Origin of the sequence: Pyxidicoccus fallax, assembly GCF_012933655.1 — a bacterium.
Lineage (GTDB): Bacteria > Myxococcota > Myxococcia > Myxococcales > Myxococcaceae > Myxococcus > Myxococcus fallax.
Map to the genome: position 1 here is coordinate 1 of NZ_JABBJJ010000158.1, position 22,120 is coordinate 22,120.

The following is a 22,120-nucleotide window of genomic DNA, read 5'->3' on the forward strand; positions in this document are numbered from 1 at the left end:
CCACCGGCCCCGCCCCCAGCACCACCGCGCGGCCCACCTCGGGCTTCCAGGGCAGCCGCTCCTGCACGCGCTTCACCTCGCGCAGGGCCTTCTCCGCGATGGTGAGCGGCTCGGTGAGCACCGCCACGTCCCGCAGCTCCTTGGGCACGCGGTGCACGTACGCCACGTCCTCGACGAAGAACTCCGCGCAGAAGCCGTGCGCCTCCTTGATGCCCCGCTCGGTGTAGTCCTCGGTGATGCAGAAGTCCGGGTGGCCGTGCCGGCACGCGGGGCAGGTGGCGTGCGGGCAGGGCCGGCGCACGCGGGGCACGACGAGGTCCCCCTTCTGGAGGCCTTGCACGGCGCTGCCCACCTCCACCACCTCGCCCAGGCACTCGTGGCCGACGATGAGGTACTCCGAGCCGGACGGGGGCGTGCCGTAGGTGAACTGGGCAATGTCCTTGTCCGTGCCGCACACCCCCACCTCGAGCGTACGCACCTTCACCTGGGTGGGCGATTGGAGCCGGGGCTCCGGGGCGTCGATGACGCGCACCTCGCGTTGCTTCGGAAAGACGGCGACGGCCTTCATACGCGGGCTCCTTCGTGTCCGGGCGCGGGTGCCGCGAGAGCGCGGGCAGGGCCTGACTCCTGCCGGAAGCGCCGCGGGCGCGCACGGTACGGTGGTGTCTGGGGTCCGCCGGTGCACAGCGCCCGCCTGCCTGCTGCCCAGGGGTCAACGCTCCGCGCGGGCGCACGAAACCGCTGCCGCCCGGGGGCGCGCGGGTCTATGAAACGGGCTTGTGAGCGAGTCCACCCCCCTGCCTTCCGATGAGCCGCGCCGCAGCCGCTCCACCGCCATTGGCGCCGCGGCCTGCGTGCTGCTGGCGCTGCCATTCCTCGTGCTCGGCCCCTACCTGCTGGACGCGAAGGCGCGCGTGGAGCTGCGGTGCGAGCCCGGTGGCCCCTGCACGCTCCACCGGGCCGGGTGGCTCACCCGGAACGAGGTGGGCCGCTTCAACCTGGACGAAATCCAGGGAGTGAAGGTGGACCGCACGCGCAGCGCCCGGCGCAAGAGCGTCCCCATCTTCCGGCCCGAGTTGGAGACGACCCGGGGCAAGTTCCCCCTCTTCCACCAGTGGGCCACCGACGAGGCCGAGGCCACGCGCGCGGCCGAGCAGGTGCGGCGCTACCTCGCGGCGCCCCAGGCGGAGCGGCTGGAGCTGGTGCGCGACGACCGGCGGGCTTCCCTGCGCGTGGGCGGCGCCTTCACCGGCGTGGGCACCCTGCTGCTCGTGTTCGCCGGCTGGCTCATCGTCCGGACGCGGGCGCACCGGCGGGCGGAGCGCGGCCTCGGGACCTGAGCCTCGGGGCGGCTCGAAATCCGTACAGCCCGGACTTGAGGGGCTCAACCCGCGTCACGGGTTTAATCAGACAGCCCCCATAGACAGACACATCCTCCAGGGTCAAACACAACTCAGCTTCTCCGGACTGAACCAGACGAGAGAGCTGCGTCCCCCCCTGGTCTCGACAAAAAAAATTGTTTCAAATATTACAGATTGGGTCTCCCTCACGGCGCGTGCAACACGCGCGGGGGCGCCATTGCTGGCGCCCCTGAAAGACAGACCCATGTCTCACATCCGCAGTCTCGTCCTGAGTGCAGCCCTGCTGCTGGGGGGCGCCGCGTCCGGCATGCCTCTGGAAGAGGGCAAGTTCTTCATCAACGGCTACGGGCGCCTGACCACCGGGAGGAGCTGGGGCGGCGGCAACGTCTACCTCGGAGCGGACGAGGACTTCGGCCTGCACGACGTGGGCTCCACGCTCATGTTCCGGGCGCTGCCGACGGAGGGGCTCACGCTCAACACGCAGTTCTCCTTCGAGAAGTCGCCCGGCTCCACCCGCTTCGCGCCGGGCGTGGACTACGCCTTCGCCGAGTGGGCCTTCTCCGACAAGCTCCGCGTGCGCGTGGGCCGCAACCAGCTCCCGCTGGCGCTGTACTCGGAGGTCTACGACGTCGGCACGCTGCGCCCCTTCAACTATCTGCCCCAGGGCACGTACGGCGGCACGTCCATTGGCGTGGAGAACTATGACGGCGCGGGGGTGACGGGCCGCATCGGCCTGCCCGCGGACTGGATGCTGGAGTACGACGCCTACGCCGGCTTCCTGGACCTGAAGGACGCCGCCTCCGAGGGCTGCAGCGCGACCAGTCTCTGCCTGCGCTCCACGCACGCGCTGGGCGCGCGCGTGGCCCTGTGGACGCCCGTCGAGGGCCTGCGCGTCACCGCCTCCGGCTACGCGTCGAGGGACCCGCAGGAGGTGCAGGGCGAGAACCTCACCCGGGGCGTGGCGGGGCTGGGCGCCGAGTACCTCGGTGAGAAGCTGTGGGTGCGGGCGGAGTTCTTCAGCCTCTTCTCCGAGCAGGCCGACACCCGCACCGGCTACCTGGAGGCGGCGTACTTCCTCACCTCGCACTGGCAGGTGGCCGGGCGCGTGGAGGGCTCGCGCAGCTGGTTCCCCGAGCCGATGCCCGACAACCTGCTCACCCTCTTCCGCCACCGTGAGTTCGCCGCCGGGGTGAACTACTGGTTCAACCCCAACCTCGTCATCAAGCTGTCCTTCCACAACGTGATTGGGAACCGGTTCGCCCTGCCCAAGCCGTCTCCGGAGGGCGGGTTCGTGTTCCCCACGGAGCCGCACACCCGGACCGTCTCCCTGGGCACGCAGTTCAGCTTCTAGGCGCGAAACATGAAAACACTCAGCCTTGTCCTGACGTGTGTCGCCCTGCTGCTGTGGGCCCGCCCCTCCGTGGGCGCCGAGTCCGCGGGCTACCAGGTGGTGGTGCACCCCTCCAACCCGGTGACGAGCGTGAAGCGCTCGGTGCTGTCGCAGCTGTTCTTCAAGAAGAGCACGAAGTGGGAGTCCGGGCAGACGGCCCAGCCCGTGGACCTGGCCGGGGACACGCCGGTGCGCGCCGCCTTCAGCGAGGACGTGCTGAAGCGCTCGCTGCCCGCCGTGCGCGCGTGGTGGCAGCAGCGCATCTTCTCCGGCCGTGACGTGCCCCCGCCCGAGCGCCCCACCGAGGCGGAGGTGCTGGCCTTCGTGCGCGCCAATCCCGGCGCGGTGGGCTACGTCGCCTCGGGCAGCGCCCCCTCCGGCGTGAAGGTCGTCACCGTCGTCGACTGAGGAGCAAGGCCCCTCCATGCGCTTCAAGCACAAGGTGTTGCTGCTGCCGGTGCTGGCCGCCGTCTTCCTCGTGGCCATCATCGGCTTCTCCGAGCTGCTGGGACGCAGCACCCGCGAGCACCTGCAGCGCATCGAGAAGGGCTATGTGCCCGCGGTGCTGCTGAGCCGGGATTTGGACGACCTGCTGCAGCAGCTCCAGCGGACGCTCCAGGACGCGGTGGCGGCCGAGGACACCGAGCAGCTCGACGAGGCCGACGCCCTCGTCGAGCGTTTCCTCGCCCGTGTCGCCGAGGGCCGCGCCAACACGGTCATCGAGGCGGCGCGCCTGGACGCGCTCGAGGCGCAGGTGCGCGACTACGCGCGCATCGCCCGCGAGACGAGCGCGCGGATGATTCAGAAGGACCCGGACGCCGCCTCACGGCTGCCGGAGATGAGCGCGCGCTACACCCGGGTGAAGGAGGCCCTCCAGCGGGGCACCGAGGACGACCAGCGGAAGATGGGCGAGTCCTTCGTGTTCATGATGGAGGAGCACGGCAACTCGCAGAAGCGCATGGTCCTGCTGGGCGCCCTCCTCATCGCGGTGCTCGCCTCGCTGTCGGTGTGGCTGGTGGCCCAGGTGGCCCGGCCGCTGGGACGCCTCACCGAGGTGGCCTCGCGCATCGCCACCGACGGAGACCTCACCCAGGAAATCTCCATCCCCTCCCGCGACGAGGTGGGCATGCTGGCGCAAAGCTTCAACCAGCTCGTGCTCCGCCTGCGCACCATCCCCCTCACGCTCCAGGAGTCGCTGAAGGAGCTGGCGGGCAGCGTGGAGCGGCTCACGCACATCAGCCGCGAGCAGTCGCAGCACCTGACGCGCCAGGCGGCGAGCCTGGAGGAAGCCACCCTGGCCATGCGCGACATCGAGTCCAGCTCGCGCAGCGCCTCCTCGCAGGCCGGCACCGTGCTCGAGGTCGCGTCGCGGGCGGAGTCGCTGAGCGTCGCCGGGCAGGCGCGCCTCAAGGAGAGCGGCGTGGCGCTGGAGCACCTGCGCGCCCAGGTGGGCGGACTGATGCCCACCATCGGCCAGCTCACCGAGAGCTCCGCCAAGGCCGCCGCCATCATCCAGACGGTCAAGGACCTGGCCGACCAGTCCAATGTGCTGGCCATCAACGCCGCCATCGAGGCGGCGCGCTCGGGGGACCAGGGCCGGGGCTTCTCGGTGGTGGCCCGTGAGATGCGCTCGCTGGCCCAGCAGTCCATGCGCAGCACGCAGAGCATCGGCGCGCTGCTGTCGGAGATGGCCGCCACCGTGCGCGCCGTCACCACCTCGGTGGAGACCAGCCACCGGGAGATGGCGGCGGGCATCTCCGAGGCGCTCGCCTCCGGCCAGAGCCTCCAGGGCATGGCCGAGGCGGTGCAACACAGCAGCCAGGCCGCCCAGGACATCGTCACCTCCGTCACCCGGCAGAACGCCGGCATCACCCAGATGACGGCGGTGGTGACGGACTTCTCGAAGATGATGAAGGACAGCGTGCAGACCAACCAGGACGTGGAGTCCGCCATCGACCGGCTCAACGTCGCCTTCGCGCGCATCCAGGGACTGGTGGGCGGCTTCCGCGTCTAGCGGTGGGCCCCGGGTGGAACCCGGGCACAGATGCAAGGCAGGCACAGCTGCCGTACGTCCTCAAATCAAGGATGAGAGGAGGCAGGCGGACGGGCGCTCGGGGTGCCGGCCGTGCACTCCCCACTTCCCACCTGCACCTACGTGCCTAGTTTGTGGCCGATGCTGCGTGCCCTTCTCGGCCGATGGCGAAGTTCCCTGAGCCTGCTCCGGCCGGCGCATGTGGATGCGGACCGCGCGAAAATCGCCGTCGCCCAGCTTGGCCACCAGTACGCCAACAAGGTCGTCGCCCTCCAGGATGTGAGCCTCAACGTCCGCTCGGGAGAGTTCGTGTGCTTGCTGGGCCCGTCCGGCTGCGGCAAGTCCACGCTCCTCTACGCGCTGGCGGGGCAGGTGAAGCCCACGGGCGGCACCGTGGCCATCGACGGGAAGACCATCACCGGGCCCGGGCCGGAGCGGCTCCTGATGTTCCAGGAGGCGGCGCTGTTCCCGTGGCTCACGGTGCGCGGCAACATCACCTTCGCCCTGGGCGCCAAGGGCGTGCCGCGCGCCGAGCGCCGCGAGCGCGCGGATGCCTTCATCCGCCGCGTCCAGCTCACCGGCTTCGAGGACACCCTGCCCCACCAGCTCTCCGGCGGCATGAAGATGCGCGCCTCGCTGGCCCGCGCGCTGGCCATGGACCCGACGGTGCTGCTCATGGACGAGCCCTTCGGCTCGCTGGACGCGCAGACGCGCATCCACATGCAGGAGCTGTTGCAGTCCATCTGGATGCGCACCGGCAAGACGGTGGTGTTCGTCACCCACGACGTGCACGAGGCGTTGATGCTCGGCACCCGCGTGGTGCTCATGGCGCCCCGCCCCGGCCGCGTGGTGAGGGACCTGGAGGTCCACCTGCCCATGCCGCGCAAGGCGGAGGACGCCGGCCTCAATGAGATGGTGCGGCACGTGCGCGAGCTGCTGCGTCAGGTGGAGGGCCCCGGACTGCAGGAGCCCGCGCCCCGGCGGCCTCCCGAGCGCACCGCGTCGCGGCCCGGCCTGCCCGCGCAGGGACTTCCCCGGCCGGTGAGGTAGGAGCCATGAAGCGCTACATCCATAAGCTGTCCATGGTCTTGCTGCTGCTGGGGGTCTGGGAGCTGGTGGCCCGGCTGGGCGTCTGGTCTCCGCACCTGTTCCCCGGTCCGTTCACGGTGGCGAAGAGCCTGGGCGCCATGCTCTCCGACGGCCGGATGGCGGAGGCCACGCTGCGCTCCATGGGCCGGCTGTTCCGCGCCTACCTCATGTCCGTGGGTATCGGCATCCCGCTGGGGCTCTTGATTGCGCGCATCGCCTTCTTCCGCAACGCGGTGAAGCCCATCGTCTCGGGGCTGCAGGCGCTGCCGTCCATCTGCTGGCTGCCGCTGGCGCTCCTGTGGTTCGGGCTGACGGACGCGGCCATCCTCTTCGTCGTCGTCATGGGCAGCGTGCTGGGCATCGCCATCGCCACCGAGGACAGCGTCAACGGCGTGGACCCGCAGCTCGTGCGCGTGGCCAGCACCCTGGGCGTGAAGGGCCTGCGCTTCCAGTTCGGCGTCATGCTGCCGGCGGCCCTGCCCGGCATCGTCACCGGCCTCAAGCTGGGGTGGAGCTTCGCGTGGCGCGCGCTGCTGGCCGGGGAGCTGCTCTTCGTCTCCGGCGGCCTGGGACAGTTGCTCACCGTGGGACGCGAGCTGATGGACGTGCCGCAGGTCATGGCCGTGATGGTGGCCATCATCCTCATCGGCATCACCGTGGACCGTGTCCTCTTCCAGACGGTGGAGGGCCGGCTGCGGCGCCGCTGGGGCCTGGCCGGCGCCGTGTGAGGCATTGGACGTGAGCCGCTCGACGCTTCGCACCATGGACCGTTGAAATCCCGTGCGGCCGTACCTTTCCTTGGCGCCATATGCATGCAACCCGCTCCCTGTTCCTCCTGGTACTCGCCGGACTGGCGGTGCTCGGCGCCGGCTGCAAGCGTGAGCCGGCCGCCGGCAGCCCGGATGCCCCGCTGCGGCTGGGCTTCTTCCCCAACATCACCCACGCGCAGGCGCTGGTGGGCAACGCCGAGGGCTCCTTCGCCTCGCAGCCCGGCGTCGGACGCCTGGAGGTGAAGCAGTTCAACGCCGGCCCCGCCGCCATGGAGGCGCTGGTGGCCGGTTCGCTGGACGTGTCCTACGTGGGCAGCGGTCCGGCCATCAACACGTTCCTCAAGGCCGGGCGCGAGCTGCGCATCATCTCCGGCGCGGTGAATGGCGGCGCGGTGCTGGTGGTGCGCAACGTGCAGTCCGCCGCGGAGCTGAAGGGAAAGAAGCTGGCGACGCCGCAGCTCGGCAACACGCAGGACATCGCCCTGCGCCACTGGCTGAAGCGGCAGGGGCTGAGCACCCACCTGTCGGGCACCGGCGACGTGCAGATTGTCCCGCTGAGCAACCCGGACATCCTCGGCCAGTACCTGCGCGGCGGCATCGAGGGCGCGTGGGTGCCCGAGCCCTGGGGCGCGCGCATGGTGGCCGAGGGCGGCGGCCGCATCCTCGTGGACGAGCGCGAGCTGTGGCCCGACCGCCGCTTCCCCACCACCGTCATCGTGACGACCCGCAAGGTGCTGGAGACACAGCGCCCGCGCATCGCCGCCCTGCTGCGCGCGCACGTGCGGCTCACCGAGCGCTGGCAGGCAGACCGCGCCGGCTTCGCCACGTCCGCCAACGCGGCCTTCGGCAAGCTCACCAGCAAGCCGCTGCCGGCGAACATCGTGCAGGACGCCTTCTCCCGGCTGGAGCCCAGCCTGGACCCGGTGCCCTCGGCGCTGGCCACCGCCGCGAAGCACGCGAAGGAGCTGGGCTTCACCACCGATGACGACATCAAGGGCCTGGTGGACCTCAGCGTCCTCGAGGAGGTGCGCGGCGCCGCGGCGAAGAAGTGAGCCGCCGGAGCGGAACCCAGGGCCGCATCGCGGGTAGCGCACGAGCGCCCGGCGGCCCGGAGGAGCCCGACCGGACACCGTTCGTACATCCGTCGACGCGCGGTCACCTCATGAGGGTGACGGAAGGCCCCTCGCCGGGGGAGGATGCGCGCCCATGAGGATGGAGCGCGTGGAGGAGACGCTGGAGCGCATCGGCCAGGAGGCCCTGCGCACCCCCGGTGGAGTGCTGGCGTTCGACGGAGACGGCACGCTGTGGAGCGGAGACGTGGGGGATGACCTCTTCCTCGCCCTGCTGGACAACGGCGACATCCGCCCGGAGGCGCACGCGGCCCTGGTGCGGCTGGGCGCGGCGCACGGCCTGGAGGCGGGCCTGGGGGCACGCGAGCTGGCCCACCAGCTCTTCGCCGAGTTCGAGGCGGGCCGCATCCCGGAGAAGGAAGTCTACGAGATGGTGGCGTGGCTCTTCGCCGGCTGGCGCGTGGAGGCCGTGCGCGACTTCGCCCGCGACGTGGTGGCCCGCCGCGAGGTGAAGCGCCGCATCCACCCCGAGGCCCGGCGCGTCGTCGAGTGGGCCCGGGGCCGGGGCATCCCCTGCTACGTGGTCAGCGCGTCACCGCTCGCGGTGGTGCAGGCAGCCGTGGTGGAGGTGGAGGGGCTGAGCCCCTCCAACGTGCTCGCGTGCACGCCGCGCGAGGACGGAGGCTTCGTGCTGCCCGCCATCGTCGAGCCCATTCCCTACGCCGCCGGGAAGGTGCAGTGCCTGCGGGCGCGCACGTCCCAGCCGCTCTACGCGGCCTTCGGTGACAACGTGTTCGACTTCGAGATGCTCGCGGCATCTCGCGTGCCCGTGGCCATCCGGCCCAAGCCCCGCCTGCGCGCGCGGGCGCCGGAGCTCCCCGCCCTGGTGCAGCTCCAGCCGGAGGAGTGAGCCTCGGGCTCAGCCCTTGTCCGTCACCTCTCCCGCGAGCGACAGCGCGACGTTCTCCGTCGTGTTCTCCACCTGGTAGACGGCCACGACCTCCTGGCCCTTCTGGGGCATCTTCCGCAGCTGCAGCGCGCTCAGGTCGAGCGGCACCACCGCGCCGACCTGGGTCTGCACGTAGAGCACCATGCCGTTGAGCTTCACCACCTGTCCGGACAGCTCGCGCATCCGGTCCTCGTCGGGTGTCACGCGCCGCACCGGCACGCCCGCGCTGCTGCCCTGCGGGCCCACGTTGAGCGCGTTGATGCCCGCGCGGGTCACCGGGGGCATGGTGCCCGCGCGGCCGAAGCCCCCCTGGTCCATCCAGTCCGTCCGCTTCCGTTCATGCGTGGGCTGCGCCGGCTCGCGCGCAGGCGCGGCGAGGGGCAGCAGCAGCGCCGCCAGCGAGGGTGCCGCCAGCGCGAGGGCGCGCCAGCGTCTGGGAATCATCCGTGTCATCGGTCGGCTCCGGCAGGGGGGGTCATCGCCCCGGTTCCCCTGAAGCCTGGACCCGGACCGACGCCCGCGCAGGACCCGCGATACCCGCGACGCACCGAGGCCCGGGCTCCGTCCCGAGCGCCGGGCCTCTCTCCGCGCCGTGTCACTGCCTCGTGGCGTCGCATCGCACCACCGGGCCCACGGGCCTCCTTCGGGCGCTCGCGCTCCCGCAGGCCATGACGTGGGCGCGGGGGGACGTGGAGCGAAGCCCCGGGCCCTCGTGCTCCCGGGCGACGCTTGACCGCATGGCGACGGTGCGGACGTGACATGGAGTGTTCAACCCGTGAAGCCTTCCGCCCCATACCGCCAGGAAAGGGCTAGGGTGGGGTGTCCGGCACGGCTCCACAGCGAGCGCCCGGACCCATATCCACCGCCTCTGTCGGGGCGGTCGCACGCAGAGGCCGCACTTGAACGGTCGCACCGAAGAACACCGCATCGCCCTCTTCATCGATTTCGAGAACCTCGTCACCAACACGGGCATCAGCTCGGCGAACTTCGACCTCCAGCCGTCGCTGGACCGGCTGCTGGAGAAGGGCAAGGTCGTCTTCCGCCGCGCGTACTGCGACTGGTCCCGCTTCGCGGAGGCGAAGATTCGCCTGCACGACTTCGGCGTGGAGCTCATCGACGTGCCGCCCTCCACGCGGGCCGGGAAGAACGGCGCGGACATGCGCCTGGTCATCGACGCGCTGGAGCTGTGCTACGCGCGCGAGAGCATCGACACCTTCGTCATCGGCTCGGGGGACAGCGACTTCTGCCCGCTGGCCTACAAGCTGCGTGAGAACGGCCGCACCGTCATCGGGCTCGCGGTGAAGGAGTCCACGTCGCCCCTGTTCGTGAAGGCCTGCGACGAGTTCATCTACCTGCGCCCGCGCCAGTCGCGCTCGGACAAGGACAAGGGTGACAAGGAGAAGGGCCGGCACAGCGTGGCCGCGGACGACGCGGGCCACGGCAAGCGCGGGCATCACGGACACAAGGCGAGCGGCGGCAAGGGCGCCAAGAGCGAGGCGGCGCACGCCGCGCATGCGGGTGGCAAGGGGCACGCCAAGACGGAGGTGCCGGAGATGGCCCGCGAGGTGGTGCAGAGCATGCTCGCCCGGGCGACGGGACCGGTGAATCCGTCGCTCATCAAGGAGGCCATCGTCCGCAAGGAGCCGGACTTCGACGAGCGCGAGCACGGCTTCTCCACCTTCGCCCGGCTGCTGGCCGCGCTGGAGCAGGAGGGACTGCTGCGGCGCATCCAGCAGGGCCGCCAGTGGTACGTGGTGGCGGCGGACTCGGACCTCGGTGCCCATGGAGAGACCAAGGGCAAGAAGCGCCATGCCCACGCCGAGGAGGAGGACGAGGAGCTGGAGTCCTACCCGGACCCGGATGAGGACGAGGGGCTCTGAGCGGTACGACCTTCAGTGATTGCGCGGCGCGACTGACTGGAGGAGCGCCGTTGCAGCTTCGTCGGGCGCGACAAAGGCCTGATTGATGAGCTGTTCGAGCCTGTCAGCGCCCAGCTCGATGAGGCGCTGCTCGGCTTCGGGTGGAAGCACCATCCCTCGGGCCCTGGCGAACATCAGCAGTGTCCGGGTGCGCTCCCTGACACGCTCCTTGATGCGTTCCTCGGCAGCCGCTTCATTCCAGAAAGGCCAATCCAGCATGACGCTCCTCAGAGACTGACTGAGCCACTCGGCGCCGAATCGGCGGGCGGCCAGGGAACCCAGCACCACGAGCAAGTCTAACCGCTCCTCTTCCGACAGGCCCGGCTCCTGGCGCAATCGGGCTTCGGCCCAGGTCGCTCTTTCCGGCCCCGCCGTCTGCTCCATGACGGAGAGGGCCATCAATGCGGGCGCCTGGAGGGCAGGCAGGGAGAAGTCCACCTCCCACAGCCTCACCACCTGGAAGTCGAACGAGAGCACACGCTGCCCCGCACAGCCGAAGACGTAGGGCGGCGGCGCCCCTTCGGCCTCGGGCAGCAGGTAGAGCGCGACGGGCAACACCGGGAGCCCCTCCCGCAGGTGGGCGCGCACCGTGTAGTCCAGCAGCCTGCGCGCGAAGCCCGCCTCCGGCTGGGCCTGGAGTTCCACCTCCACCACGAAGCGCTCGCCCCGGGCCTCCGCGATGAGCAGCGCATCCGCGCGTCGCTCGGACTGGGGCAGGCTGGAGTCCACGGCACGAACCAACGTCGGCGCGTCGGGGCCGAAGAGCAGGAGCAGCAGCTGCTCGGGATGCCCCTGCACCAACCGGCGCAGTATCAGGTCATAGACGGAGGCCATGTGACGTCCAGGGTAGCCACCGGTCTGACATACCCAACACGACCCCACCACCGGACTCCGAGCAGAACGCAGCACGCCAAACGCACCGCGCTATCCGGAAACAGCGTTGCCCGGGATTTCCGGGAGACCTAGTCTCCGGGCGTTGTTTCATCACCTGGAGAAACACGTGAAACGTCTCTCCGCTGTATTCACCGCGGCGGGCCTCGTGCTCGGCACGGTGACCCCCGCGATGGCCGCCGAGCCGCCCCCCGAGTTCGGCACCGACTGGGACGACCCCCGCACCGCCGTCCCCGCCATCGCGAAGCCGCCCACGGCCTCGTGCACCGTGCAGATTGTCAACGAGCGGTTCGACGACTTCACGCCCTACACCGGCACCTTCACCCCACCCGCCGAATGCCCCGGCCCCTGGAACAAGGTCGTCCTGCGCATGGAGGGCAAGGTCCAGGGCGTCCAGTACGACCGGCTCGGGCACCTCGAAGTGGGCGGCGTCACCCTCTTCAAGACGTCCACCCCCGAGCCCTCCCGTGACGGCATCTCCTGGGCCGTGGAGAAGGACGTCACCGCCTACGCCCCGCTGCTGAGCCAGCCCCGCCCCGTGTGGATGCTCATCGGCAACGTCGTCAATGACACCTATACCGGCGTGCTCGACGTGCAGGTCTACCTGACCTTCTACCGCGCGCACGGCCGCTACAAGCCCGCCGATACCGCCGACGAGGTGCTCCCCCTCACCAACCCGCGTCGCGAGGACACCGCGTTGCTCGGCGAGGTGACGGTGCCGCGCAACACCGAGCGGCTCGTCGCCGAGGTGTACGCGACGGGCTCCGGCGGCGGCTGCGAGGAGTTCTGGTACATCACCGCGCCCGCCAACGTGCCGTACTCCTGCCCCGCCGACGAGGGCCCATACCGCGAGGTGCAGATTGAAGTGGACGGCAAGGTGGCCGGCATCGCGATGCCGTTCCCCCACGTCTACACGGGCGGCTGGTCCAACCCGTTCCTCTGGTACGTGCTGCCGGCGCCGCGCGCCTTCGACGTGCGCCCCATCCGCTATGACCTCACCCCCTTCGCCGGCCTGCTGACCGACGGCAAGCCCCACCAGGTCAAGGTGACGGTGCTCGGCGTTCCCGCGGGCCGCCCCGGCTGGGACCTGCCGACCAACGTGCTCGTCTGGCGCGACGCTCGCAGCGCACAGGTGACGGGCGGGCTGCTGGAGCACCGCGTTGGAGCCGTGTCCAACGAGTCGACGCACACGGTGGTGGACGGGTGGAACCACGTGGACACGCAGGGCAACCATCACCTGCGCGTCACCGGCTACGTGCGGACCTCGCGCGGCAAGGTGGTGACCACCGTCGAGCAGTCCGTGTCCAACGAGAGCCTGCACCGCTGGCAGGGAGATGCCGAGAACCCGGACGCGCTCACCTCGACGTGGAATGACTCCAGCACCATCACGGTGGCGGGCCACGGCTTCTTCCCGACGGTGAGCCGCTCCAACAAGCGCTACGTGCTGGATGGGCTCATCAGCGTGACGCCGGAGAACCGGCTCACCACCACCATCACCGTCAGCGACCTGGCCGACGAGCGCACCACCCGGGGCCTGTTCACGCTCGACCAGCAGAAGCTCAGCGACGTGTACACGGGTGAGGCCTCGTACAACCTCGGCGTGCCGCGCCCGCAGCGCAACGCGGTGGGCATCTCCACGCACCACTACCGGCTGACCGGAGAGCACGGCGACTGCTACGACCGACAGATCTCCACCCGGAACGGCTTCGTCACCGAGGACGTGCAGCGCTGCGACGACTGAAGTCGTACCGCCTCGCTCCGCGAGGCACGGCGAGCCCGCGAGATGGATGGACCTCGTCTCGCGGGTAGACCTCGCACCCGGAAACGTAACGAGCCCGCGAGGCACCCAGGCCTCTCGGGCTCGGAACACGTCTCGCGGGTGGACCGCGGCGAGGCTACCGCGGCCTCACTGCCCCTGACGCGGCGTGGTGGACTCGTGCAGGTGCTCGAGGAACTCGGGCAGCAGGCTGGCGGAGATGACCCACAGCTTGCCCTCGCCCAGGTCCGCGAGCGCCGCGCGCTCCACGTACTCCACGCTGGTGGCCTCCACGTAGTGGACGAACACCTTGCGGCCCCGCGCCCGGTACCAGTCCGCCGCGCGCGCCAGCAGCGCCACCATGGCGTCCTGCACCTCCGGCAGCGAGTCGTCCGCCAGCGGCACCAGCCGCACGCCGTCCAGCACGTTGAAGAGGTTCAGCCCCGGCTGCGCCGACTCCACCACCGCCAGCACCAGCGGCCGGCCCTCGTGCCGCGCCACGAACAGCTCGCGCTCGCGGCCCATCGCCGCCTCGCTCCACTGCTCGCGCGCGTGCTTCAGGTCGAAGCGCTCCGGCACCAGGTCCAGCGCCTCGCGGTACGCCACCGGCCGCGTGTTGGCCACCTGCTCGAAGAAGCGCGCGCGCTCCTCCGCCGTGGGCGCCGCCACCTCGATGCCCGCGGGCATCTCCCACGCGCGCTCCACCTCGCCCTCCATGAGGCGGAAGGGCACCAGGCACGTCTGCCCCGTGTGCTCGTACCAGGTGGCGAAGTCGAACTTCGTGAAGCGCACCCAGCGCACGTTCGCCTCGCAGAAGGCGAAGAACCACTTCACGTCCGGGTCCACCTGCGTGGGCTCGTAGCCGCGCAGGTAGATGTCGCGCAGCGCCTCGCGCGCCGACGTGCGCACGCCCGGCACGCCCTGCCGCGCGAGCTGGTGCGCCATCCAGCTGCCCTCGTACGGCTTCACCACCGACAGCGTGGCCTCCACGGCCTCACCCGCCGGCCGCACCACCCGGTAGCCCAGCCGCGTGCGGCCCTCCAGCCGCGCCAGCGTGGCGTCGAAGGTGGGCCGCTGGTCCGCGAAGTCCTCCGGCGTCTTGCCCGGCAGCCGGAAGTAGCCCGAGCGCTCGAACAGCTCCCACGTCGCGTCGCTCCAGTCGCCGCCCACCTTCGTCGTGGGGTGCAGCTGCGCCTCCACCAGCGTGCGCCACGCCTTGGCCCCCGCCGCGTCCAGCGGCCGCACGGACATGCCGCACCGCCGGCCCTCGGACGTGCCGGAGATGTTGCGCACCTCCGCGCGCAGCCGCACCGGGGCCAGGCCCTCCATGGCCACCTCCAGCACCGGCTGGCGCATGCCCGGGTAGAGCAGGTCCTCGCCCGGCTCGGTCATGAAGGCCAGTCCCTCGTAGGAGAGGTCCAGCACCGGCCGGCGCACGTGCACCTGCGGCCACAGCGCATGGTCGAACGACAGCTCGCACGGGCTGCTCGGCGGCGCGCGGCGCAGCCAGCGGTGGCGGTAGCGCTCCAGCTCCTTCGGCACCGGCATCACCACCAGCCCGGACTCCTCGCGCGCCTCGCACACCTCCAGGTGCACCACGCTGGTGTAGCCGAACGCCTCCAGCACGAAGGGGCACGGGGGCAGCTCGCCCTCGAAGCGCCAGCCCATGAGGCCCTCGAGCGCGTCGAAGAAGTCCGCCGTCACCTTCACCTTGCGCCCGTCCGGCAGCCGCGCCACGCCGCGCGCCTTGCGCGACGCCAGCGAGTCGCAGATGCGCGCCACGCGGCTCGGGTGGTCGATGCGCTCCTTCCACACCGGCCGCGTTTCGGGCGGCAGCAACAGCCCGTTGTCACGCAGCGCCTCCAGCACGGACACGATGCGGCGGCCCGCGTCCAGGGGCGGCGCCACGAAGCGCAGGCTCACCTCGGCCGGCCCGCTGACGCCCATGACCTCCGCGTCCAGCGCGGTGGCCCAACGCTCGCCCTGCCCCAGCACCACGGACGCGGCCTGCCCCGGCTCCAGCGACGCCTGCGAGGACAGGTGCAACGTCAGATGCTCCAACGAGAGCCGCACCAGCCGGCCCGGAGCGTGGCGGTTCCCGAACGACGCCACCGCCGTCAGCTCCGTCCCCATCCGGTAGCCGAGCAATGACTCCCGGCCGCTCATCCCGTCCAGCGTGTCAGCCTGCATGACAGCTCCGTTGTTGAATGACATTGACTCTACAGCCTCATGCAAAAAGAAGCAGCCCCACCGGAAGTATGAGACGGGTGGGAACACGGCTTCCCACAGCGTGGACACGAATGAGCCAGGAAGAACTCGCCTTCCAGGACAGCCGTTGTGGAGCGACAGAGGGAGTGTCTCTCAATCGCCGTTCTGTATCGCTTGTTTGTCCTCATGGACAGCGCCTCTGTACCGTGAGGAGCGTGTCGCACAGACTCCCATCGGGTCCGCGTCCACCCACTGCGTAGACCTGGACCTCATGCCTCGCTGACGTGTGAGTCTTCAGGTGAACCCTGGGAGCACGGCGCGGACAGACAAGCGGTTCGTGAAGACCAGACACATCGGCCTGCATGACGTCGATGCGGTCACCCGCTCCTGACCGGGGACTGCGTGTTCACGCGTTCATCGCGCTCCAGCCCCGGGGTCCGTGCCGTTGTCGACAATGCGTTCTCCATCCGCACCCGGACAGCGGTGAGCAAGCCAGGTGTGGAGCGGAGCAGCGTCAGTGCCCGGAAAGCGTCCGCGGGACTGAGGGCATCGCGTGGAGCCGCCAGGCAGGCGGGCCGCCCCATGCCCGGCCGAAATGATGGGGCCTTCGCGCTGACGCGTTGATAGGGAGTCGTTCGCTTTTCCGCGTGGGGATTCGTCCTGCGAGTCCCAGCAGGCGCTTCCCGGTGCGCACCATCGACCGAGGCCCTGCTTGCCCCTCTCCACCCTCTGCCTGCGCTGCGGCATGTGCTGTGACGGCACCCTCTTCACCCATGTGTCGCTGCAGCCGCCCGAGGTCACCGCGCTGGAGGCACGTGGACTTCCGCTGACCCGGCGCGCGGATGGCTCACCGGCCCTGGCGCAGCACTGCGCGGCGCTGGATGGACGCACCTGCACCGTCTACGCGGACCGGCCGGCGAGCTGCCGCCGCTACCACTGTCAGCTCTACGCGGCGCTCGCGGAGAAGGAGGTCTCCCTCGACGAGGCGCTCGCCGTCGTGGACGAGGCCCGCGCGCGGGTGGACGCCGTGGGACAGGAACTGCCGCCCGCATCCGAGGGCGAACCCCGCTCGGTGATGCAGCGCGCCCGCCGCGCGGAGCAGCCGGAGCACGGAGGCCCATTGGCTCCGAAGGCCCAGGCCGCCCGCGAGCGCGCCGAGGCGTTCCTCGACAAGCACTTCCGCGGCCGCTTCGGCCGGCGTGAGTGATGAGGCGCGCGCCGCGCGACCTGCAATCCCCACAGCCCATGCACCGTGGGTGAGTGCCGTCCGCCATGAATCCACGCGCCTGACGAGCGGGTCCGACTACGATGCGGCCCGCACCGCCCTTTCCTGCCAGGCCTTCCGCGCGCCCCTCCTTCCGCTCGCGAGCCCGGCGCCACCCCGAGGTCCCTCCGATGAAGACGAAGTCCTCCGTCCTCGCCTCCCTGATGACGTGCTCCCTGCTCGCCGCGCCCGCCGTCCACGCGGGGGATGACGGGCCGGTGAAGTCCGCTTCGGTGGACCTCAATGGCGATGGCAAGCCCGAGGCCATCTCCATTGAGTGGGACGAGGCCAAGGACCAGTTCATCCTCAAGGCCGGCACCGCCACCATTCGCGGCGCGACGGATGGCAACGAGCCCGCTGGCTTCACCGTGGTCGACATCGACAGCGGTGACAAGCGCAAGGAGGTCGCCGTCGGCACCGGACAGACGGACTACGACAAGCAGCAGCACCTCTTCGCCTTCGACGGCAAGGCTTTCAAGGCGCTGGGCAGCGTCCCCGCCCTCACCGAGGCCCGTGGCAACGGCATCATCCTGTCCGACTCGTGGCAGGGCTTCTGGAACCGGCGCGACAAGTTCACGCTGGACGCCAAGGCCGGCAAGGTCACCGAGGTGCCCCAGGAGATGTACGCCGTCGGCGTCGAGGCCACCGTGAAGCAGTCCTTCCCGCTCGCCCGCAGCCGCACGGAGAAGACGCCCGTGGCCACGCTGGCGCAGGGCTCGAAGATCCAGGTGTTCGCGGCGGCGCCCGTGGGCAAGAAGGGCGGCGGCTATCTCTACCTCGTGAAGTCCTCCACCGGGCTGCTCGGCTGGGCCAGCGAGAAGGACCTGATGGAGAAGACCGAGGGCCTGCCCCTCGCGGGCTGAGGTCCCGTGCGCCCTCCGGAGCATTGCACTAGGGTGCGCCGCGCATGATGGCCGTGGACGCCGCACCCAGCCCCGCATCCTCCACTGGAGCACCCTCCACGGCTCCCAGCGCCCGACAGGTGATGGGGCTCACCGTGGGGATGCTCGCGTACCACTTCGGGCTGTGGCTCTGGACGGCGCACCGCCGGGGATTCACCCTGACCGAGGCCCTGCACCGCTGGGACTCGACGCTCTACAGCGCCATCGTGCTGGAGGGGTACAGCCCCTCGCCCGCGCTGCGCGCCTTCCTGCCCGCGTGGCCTGGGTTCGTGACGCTGTGGCACCGGCTCCTCGGGGGCACGGTGCCTCCCTGGGTGCTGGGCTGTGTCCTGTCCACGCTCCTGCTGCTGGGATTCTCCGCCTGGGTGTCCCGGCGCATGGCACGGGGTGACACCTCGCCGCTCGTGCCGGGCACCGCGTGGGGCCTGGCCCTCTTCCTCTTCAGCCCGGCCAGCTTCGCCCTGCACTCACACCACACCGAGGCGCTGTTCGTGCTGCTCTCCTTCGGCGCGCTGACCTCCGCGTGGGATGGGCACACCTGGCGCGCGGCGCTCTTCGCGGCGCTGTGCGTGTGGACTCGCAACCAGGGCATCTTCGTGGCCGTGGCCGCGGCGCTCCTGCTGGCGCGTCCTCCAGGGCCGTGGCGTGAGCGGCTCGGCCGCTTCGCGGTGGTGGGCGGCGTGTCACTCGCCGCGTTCGCCGGGCTGCTCTACTTCCAGTGGCGGGGCACGGGGGACGCGCTCGCGCACGTCCATGCCCAGCAGTACTGGAAACACCCGTCCGCGTGGGAGGCGCTGCGCGGCCTCTGGTCCGGCAATCCCTCGCAGAAGGTCGACGGGTGGATTGGCCTGCGCTACGTGTTCGCCGCCGTGTGGCTGGCCGTCTCCGTCGCCCTCTTCCGCCGCAGCCCCGCCCTGGGCCTCTATGGCCTGCTCTCCGTGGGCGTCATGGTGCTGCAGGGCGGCATGGGCAACGCGTTCCGCTATGGCTCGGTGGTGTTCCCCGTCCTGTTCTGGCTGGGAGACTGGCTGGCCGCGCGCCCCGTCTGGCTGCGCTGGGGCGCGGCGGTCCTCGTGTTGTGGCTCAACCACAAGGTGACGCACGGCTTCGCCATCGGCCGCTGGGTGTACTGAGGCCGCTCAGGGCACCAGCGCCAGCTCGACACGTCCGAGCTGCTCGTCCGTGGACGCGACCTTCACCGTCACCGGCATGCCGATGGTGAAGGACCGCTCCTTGCCCACCAGCGACAGCTCGCGGGCGTCGGGGCGGAAGGGGCCGCCGGGCAGTCCCTCCGAGGGCACCACGCCCTCGACCAACATCCCATCGAGCTGCGCGACGAGGCCGAAGGGCTTCACCCGCGTCACGCGCGCGGGGAACTGCTGGCCCACGCGCGCCGCCATCCACCGCGCCTCCAGCTCGCGATGACGGTCCGTCTCCGCGCGGCTCGCGGCGCGCGCCTTCGCGTTGATGTGCACCGCGAGCGCCTCCACCGCCGGGTCGTTGTCCACGAAGTTCCGGCGGCCCCGCAGGTAGGCCTTGAGAATCCGGTGCACCGCGAGGTCCGCGTACCGGCGGATGGGTGACGTGAAGTGCAGGTACAAAGGCGCCGCCAGCCCGAAGTGCGGCAGCGGCTTCACCGTGTACCGCGACGGGCCCAGCGAGCGCCGCAGCACCGAGCGCAGCGCCGCCTCCGCCGCCGCGCCGGCAATCTGCCGGTCGAACGCCGACAGCGCCAGCGGCGTCAGCTCGCGCCCGAAGCCGGCCGCGAAGCCGGACGTCTCGGCGAAGGCATTCAGGTCCGCGACGCGCAGCGGGTCCGGCTGCTCGTGCACGCGGAACACCCCGGGCACGCCGCGCGCCAGCAGCCACGTGGCGATGGCCTCGTTCGCCGCCACCATGAAGCGCTCAATCATCCCGTGCGCGGACGTGAGCCGCTCGCTGACGAGGCCGGACAGCTCGCCCCGCTCGTCGAAGGTGAAGCGCGCCTCCTCGCGGGCGAACTCCATGCCGCCGCGCGCCGCTCGCGCCACCGCCAGCCGCGCCGCCGCGAGCCGGAACCACGGCATGACGTCCTTCACGGGCTCCATGGCCGGAGACACCTCGCCCCGGTCGAGGAAGGCGGCCGTCTCGTCGTAGTTCAGCCGCGCCCACGAGCGGATGATGCTCTCGTACACGTCCGCCGCCGTGACGCGCCCCTGCGGGTCGATGCGCAGCTCCACCGTGAGGCACAGCCGGTCCTCGCCCTGCACGAGGCTCAGCCAGTGCGAGGACAGCTCCTCGGGCAGCATCGGCAGCACTCGGCCGGCGAGGTACACGCTGGTGGCCCGCTCGCGCGCCTCCACGTCCAGCGCCGAGCCCTCCGTCACGAACTCGCCCACGTCCGCGATGGACACCAGCAGCCGCAGCGCGCCGTCCGGGCCCGCCGGCAGCACGGAGATGGCATCGTCGATGTCACGCGTGGACGGCGCGTCCACCGTCACCGTGGGGATGGAGCGCAAGTCGCGCCGGCCGCCGGGCGCATGGGGCACCGCGCGGGCGCGGAGGGCTTCCTGCACCACCTCGGCGGGGAAGGACTTGCGCAGGCCGTGCCGGGCGATGACGCGCTCCAGCGAGCGGTCCTCCCCAGGCTCCACGCGGTAGAGGAGGACGAGCTTGCCCTCGGCGATGCGCGCCACCACCGCGTCGCCGTGCTGCACCTGCGTGCCGGCGGTGTCGAGCACCCAGTCCGCGTTGGCCACCTCGCGGTCCACGCGCAGGAAGGGCGAGCCCTTGCGCATCACGACCTCGCCGTAGACCTGGGTGCGCGGGCGCTCCACGAGCGACAGGCCGCTGGCCGTCCAGCGCCCATCCGCCGCGGCGGTGATGGTGGCGGTGACGGTGTCTCCGGCGAAGAAGGGGTTGAGGTCCGGAGGCGGAATGAAGGCGGACAGCACCTCGTGCGAGCCGGGTGACTGCACGGTGAGGAAGCCGAAGCCGCGAGGATGGACGTCGATGCGTCCGGTGACGGAGCGAGGAGAAGCGGAGGTATCCATGGAGTGAGCCTTGGAGCGCGTCTTAGCCCACTTCGTGCCCGGTGGAGCGTGTCCACGGGAGGACGGAGGGCGGGAGCGCGCGGAAAGTGTCGTCCCCGGGGCCTGCTACCGTTGAGCGGCCTGCTTTTCGCCGGGGGGTCCGCGAATGCGTTGGCGAACCGTGTGCGTAGACGTGCTGCTGCTGGCGGTCCTGACGGGCTGCCCGCGGAATCACATGCCTGGAGGGGTGCTCGACAGGGCTGCTCGCAAGGATGTGAGGCAGTTGCTCGAGCAGTACGGCTGTTCCGATAAGGACTACGAGAATTTTTGCGTGGGCATCGAGGACATCGACGAACTCGAGGAGTGCATCAAGGAGTGCGGCTCATGAACTGGCGAAGTGCCCTGGGTGCCATCGTGGGCGCGCTTCTCCCCATGCCGCTATTACTCGTGTTGCTCAGCCTGCGGACAGAAGCGCCGAGTCCCGCTTCCGGTTCTCCGCAAGTCAGCCCCGTGCTCTCCTTCGAGGAGCGCATGCAGCGGGTGACCTATCACCGTGAATGCCGAAGGGCCTCGGACTGCGAGCCCCCCATGGGCTGCGTGGTAGACGCCCGGGTCTACACCCACTACTGCACCGACAGTCAGTGCATGACGGATGCCCAGTGCCCGGACGGGCTCGTATGCCGCGACGTGGACCCCGTGGGTGAGGGATTGCTCGTGCGCTTCTGTGTCCCGCTGGGCTTCCGCAAGGAAGGTGAAGAGTGCCTTCCGATTCCATCCACCCGGGAGCAGGCATGTGAGTCGGGATTGCTGTGCGCGGAGGTCAAGATGAACTGGTGCGGCCGTCCTTGCCAGTTGGATGACCCCGCGAGCTGTCCGGAGGGATTCTTCTGCGGGAACGTACCGCCCGAGCCCATCTGCCTGCCCACCTGTGAGACACGCGGGTGTCCCGAGGGCCAGCAGTGCATCCGTCACTACGGTGGAGTCTCGCAGTGCGCCGTGGTCTACGGACCCGACTGCCAGCAGTCGCCGTGTCCCGAGGGCCGCGAATGCCGGGTGAGGACCTCGTTGGAGAAGCCCGGCAAGGCCTGGACGGAATGCGTCGAGGAGTGCGGTCCGGGCAAGCCCCCCTGCCCCGAGGGCTTCACCTGCGACCGTTGGCACTGCCTCCCGAGTTGTAACCCCCAAGGCCCCAGCACCTGCCCCGAGGGCTACGTCTGCAAGCAGGGAAAGAAGCCGGACCGTCCCTGGGTGTGCCAGTCCGACAGATAGCCCCTCCTTCCCGAACGAGGCGCGTGGTGCATTCCCTCCTCTCGCCCCGGTTCGAACACCGCTGCCGGACATCCGCGCCGCCGGCCTCTTCCGCGCGCGTCACGTCACCGCACCATCGCGCATGACGACGCCCTGAAAGCGTCAGTCGACCTCCCGAGCCCGTCACCGGACAGCACCGCGCCGCCGCCGTTCCTCCCCTCTTCACCGATACCCAGGTCGCCAATGGCCTCTCCAGCCCC

At 70.6% G+C, this 22,120-nt stretch carries 20 protein-coding genes; 15 read left to right on the plus strand and 5 right to left on the minus strand.

Features of this window, described 5'->3' with window-relative positions; genetic code table 11:
- The coding region (locus HG543_RS28970) for an alcohol dehydrogenase catalytic domain-containing protein (RefSeq protein WP_169348127.1) at positions 1-568 on the minus strand (568 nt) is incomplete at its 3' end.
- 211 nt (positions 569-779) lie between these two features.
- Between HG543_RS28970 and HG543_RS28975 the strand changes: the two genes are divergently transcribed.
- The 8 genes from HG543_RS28975 (at position 780) to HG543_RS29010 (ending at position 8,622) form a co-directional block, all read left to right on the plus strand.
- The gene (locus HG543_RS28975) at positions 780-1,340 is read left to right on the plus strand and encodes a hypothetical protein (RefSeq protein WP_171818034.1); all 561 of its coding nucleotides are present in this window, start codon (positions 780-782) and stop codon (positions 1,338-1,340) included.
- Positions 1,341-1,605: 265 nt separating this feature from the next.
- Positions 1,606-2,712: a hypothetical protein gene (locus HG543_RS28980; RefSeq protein WP_169348128.1), complete on the plus strand. Its 1,107-nt coding sequence runs from the start codon at positions 1,606-1,608 to the stop codon at positions 2,710-2,712.
- Positions 2,713-2,721: 9 nt separating this feature from the next.
- A complete protein-coding gene (locus HG543_RS28985; protein WP_169348129.1) occupies positions 2,722-3,159 on the plus strand; it encodes a type 2 periplasmic-binding domain-containing protein in 438 nt (145 codons plus the stop codon).
- Positions 3,160-3,175: 16 nt separating this feature from the next.
- Positions 3,176-4,765 (plus strand): methyl-accepting chemotaxis protein, encoded by a 1,590-nt coding sequence (locus HG543_RS28990; RefSeq protein WP_169348130.1) that lies wholly within the window; start codon positions 3,176-3,178, stop codon positions 4,763-4,765.
- A gap of 159 nt (positions 4,766-4,924) precedes the next feature.
- Complete coding sequence (locus HG543_RS28995; protein WP_169348131.1) at positions 4,925-5,833, plus strand: ABC transporter ATP-binding protein; 909 nt, start codon at positions 4,925-4,927, stop codon at positions 5,831-5,833.
- Between the two features lie 5 nt (positions 5,834-5,838).
- A complete protein-coding gene (locus tag HG543_RS29000; protein ID WP_169348132.1) occupies positions 5,839-6,600 on the plus strand; it encodes an ABC transporter permease in 762 nt (253 codons plus the stop codon).
- An 80-nt stretch (positions 6,601-6,680) separates the two neighbouring features.
- Positions 6,681-7,694 carry an ABC transporter substrate-binding protein gene (locus tag HG543_RS29005; RefSeq protein WP_169348133.1) on the plus strand — a complete coding sequence of 338 codons (1,014 nt, stop codon included), beginning with the start codon at positions 6,681-6,683 and terminating at the stop codon, positions 7,692-7,694.
- Between the two features lie 154 nt (positions 7,695-7,848).
- Positions 7,849-8,622 carry an HAD family hydrolase gene (locus HG543_RS29010; RefSeq protein ID WP_169348134.1) on the plus strand — a complete coding sequence of 258 codons (774 nt, stop codon included), beginning with the start codon at positions 7,849-7,851 and terminating at the stop codon, positions 8,620-8,622.
- Between the two features lie 9 nt (positions 8,623-8,631).
- Here the strand turns inward: HG543_RS29010 and HG543_RS29015 are convergent, their stop codons facing one another.
- The gene (locus HG543_RS29015) at positions 8,632-9,105 is read right to left on the minus strand and encodes a hypothetical protein (protein WP_169348135.1); all 474 of its coding nucleotides are present in this window, start codon (positions 9,103-9,105) and stop codon (positions 8,632-8,634) included.
- A gap of 455 nt (positions 9,106-9,560) precedes the next feature.
- Between HG543_RS29015 and HG543_RS29020 the strand changes: the two genes are divergently transcribed.
- On the plus strand, positions 9,561-10,541 hold the full coding sequence (locus HG543_RS29020; RefSeq protein WP_169348136.1) for an NYN domain-containing protein: 981 nt from the start codon (positions 9,561-9,563) through the stop codon (positions 10,539-10,541).
- A gap of 12 nt (positions 10,542-10,553) precedes the next feature.
- Here the strand turns inward: HG543_RS29020 and HG543_RS29025 are convergent, their stop codons facing one another.
- Positions 10,554-11,414 carry an RpnC/YadD family protein gene (locus tag HG543_RS29025; RefSeq protein ID WP_169348137.1) on the minus strand — a complete coding sequence of 287 codons (861 nt, stop codon included), beginning with the start codon at positions 11,412-11,414 and terminating at the stop codon, positions 10,554-10,556.
- A 166-nt stretch (positions 11,415-11,580) separates the two neighbouring features.
- On the opposite strand from HG543_RS29025, the gene HG543_RS29030 reads away from it, so the two are divergent.
- Entirely contained in the window at positions 11,581-13,212 is a 1,632-nt protein-coding gene (locus tag HG543_RS29030; protein WP_343073461.1) for a peptide-N4-asparagine amidase, read from the plus strand.
- 165 nt (positions 13,213-13,377) lie between these two features.
- On the opposite strand, the gene HG543_RS29035 is transcribed toward HG543_RS29030, so the two are convergent.
- Positions 13,378-15,417, minus strand: a complete 2,040-nt coding sequence (locus HG543_RS29035; protein ID WP_171818035.1) for a PilZ domain-containing protein — start codon at positions 15,415-15,417, stop codon at positions 13,378-13,380.
- A gap of 730 nt (positions 15,418-16,147) precedes the next feature.
- Here HG543_RS29035 and HG543_RS29040 point away from each other — a divergent pair.
- From HG543_RS29040 to HG543_RS29050, 3 genes are all read left to right on the plus strand, one after another.
- A complete protein-coding gene (locus HG543_RS29040; RefSeq protein WP_169348139.1) occupies positions 16,148-16,642 on the plus strand; it encodes a YkgJ family cysteine cluster protein in 495 nt (164 codons plus the stop codon).
- 188 nt (positions 16,643-16,830) lie between these two features.
- Positions 16,831-17,562 carry an FG-GAP repeat domain-containing protein gene (locus tag HG543_RS29045; protein WP_169348140.1) on the plus strand — a complete coding sequence of 244 codons (732 nt, stop codon included), beginning with the start codon at positions 16,831-16,833 and terminating at the stop codon, positions 17,560-17,562.
- Between the two features lie 44 nt (positions 17,563-17,606).
- Complete coding sequence (locus HG543_RS29050) at positions 17,607-18,734, plus strand: mannosyltransferase family protein (RefSeq protein WP_169348141.1); 1,128 nt, start codon at positions 17,607-17,609, stop codon at positions 18,732-18,734.
- Between the two features lie 6 nt (positions 18,735-18,740).
- On the opposite strand, the gene HG543_RS29055 is transcribed toward HG543_RS29050, so the two are convergent.
- Positions 18,741-20,633 carry a ribonuclease R family protein gene (locus tag HG543_RS29055; RefSeq protein ID WP_169348142.1) on the minus strand — a complete coding sequence of 631 codons (1,893 nt, stop codon included), beginning with the start codon at positions 20,631-20,633 and terminating at the stop codon, positions 18,741-18,743.
- Positions 20,634-20,805: 172 nt separating this feature from the next.
- Between HG543_RS29055 and HG543_RS29060 the strand changes: the two genes are divergently transcribed.
- The gene (locus tag HG543_RS29060) at positions 20,806-21,000 is read left to right on the plus strand and encodes a hypothetical protein (RefSeq protein WP_169348143.1); all 195 of its coding nucleotides are present in this window, start codon (positions 20,806-20,808) and stop codon (positions 20,998-21,000) included.
- Complete coding sequence (locus HG543_RS29065; RefSeq protein WP_169348144.1) at positions 20,997-21,881, plus strand: hypothetical protein; 885 nt, start codon at positions 20,997-20,999, stop codon at positions 21,879-21,881. The genes HG543_RS29060 and HG543_RS29065 overlap by 4 nt, the downstream gene beginning before the upstream one ends.
- Positions 21,882-22,120: the final 239 nt, after the last annotated feature.

Bases quoted from the DNA above. Each gene is read 5' to 3' on its own strand.
- HG543_RS28980 (WP_169348128.1), top strand. From the start codon at position 1,606: ATGTCTCACATCCGCAGTCTCGTCCTGAGTGCAGCCCTGCTGCTGGGG.
- HG543_RS28985 (WP_169348129.1), top strand. From the start codon at position 2,722: ATGAAAACACTCAGCCTTGTCCTGACGTGTGTCGCCCTGCTGCTGTGG.
- HG543_RS28990 (WP_169348130.1), top strand. From the start codon at position 3,176: ATGCGCTTCAAGCACAAGGTGTTGCTGCTGCCGGTGCTGGCCGCCGTC.
- HG543_RS28995 (WP_169348131.1), top strand. From the start codon at position 4,925: ATGCTGCGTGCCCTTCTCGGCCGATGGCGAAGTTCCCTGAGCCTGCTC.
- HG543_RS29000 (WP_169348132.1), top strand. From the start codon at position 5,839: ATGAAGCGCTACATCCATAAGCTGTCCATGGTCTTGCTGCTGCTGGGG.
- HG543_RS29005 (WP_169348133.1), top strand. From the start codon at position 6,681: ATGCATGCAACCCGCTCCCTGTTCCTCCTGGTACTCGCCGGACTGGCG.
- HG543_RS29010 (WP_169348134.1), top strand. From the start codon at position 7,849: ATGAGGATGGAGCGCGTGGAGGAGACGCTGGAGCGCATCGGCCAGGAG.
- HG543_RS29015 (WP_169348135.1), bottom strand. From the start codon at position 9,105: ATGATTCCCAGACGCTGGCGCGCCCTCGCGCTGGCGGCACCCTCGCTG.
- HG543_RS29025 (WP_169348137.1), bottom strand. From the start codon at position 11,414: ATGGCCTCCGTCTATGACCTGATACTGCGCCGGTTGGTGCAGGGGCAT.
- HG543_RS29035 (WP_171818035.1), bottom strand. From the start codon at position 15,417: ATGCAGGCTGACACGCTGGACGGGATGAGCGGCCGGGAGTCATTGCTC.
- HG543_RS29045 (WP_169348140.1), top strand. From the start codon at position 16,831: ATGAAGACGAAGTCCTCCGTCCTCGCCTCCCTGATGACGTGCTCCCTG.
- HG543_RS29050 (WP_169348141.1), top strand. From the start codon at position 17,607: ATGATGGCCGTGGACGCCGCACCCAGCCCCGCATCCTCCACTGGAGCA.
- HG543_RS29055 (WP_169348142.1), bottom strand. From the start codon at position 20,633: ATGGATACCTCCGCTTCTCCTCGCTCCGTCACCGGACGCATCGACGTC.
- HG543_RS29065 (WP_169348144.1), top strand. From the start codon at position 20,997: ATGAACTGGCGAAGTGCCCTGGGTGCCATCGTGGGCGCGCTTCTCCCC.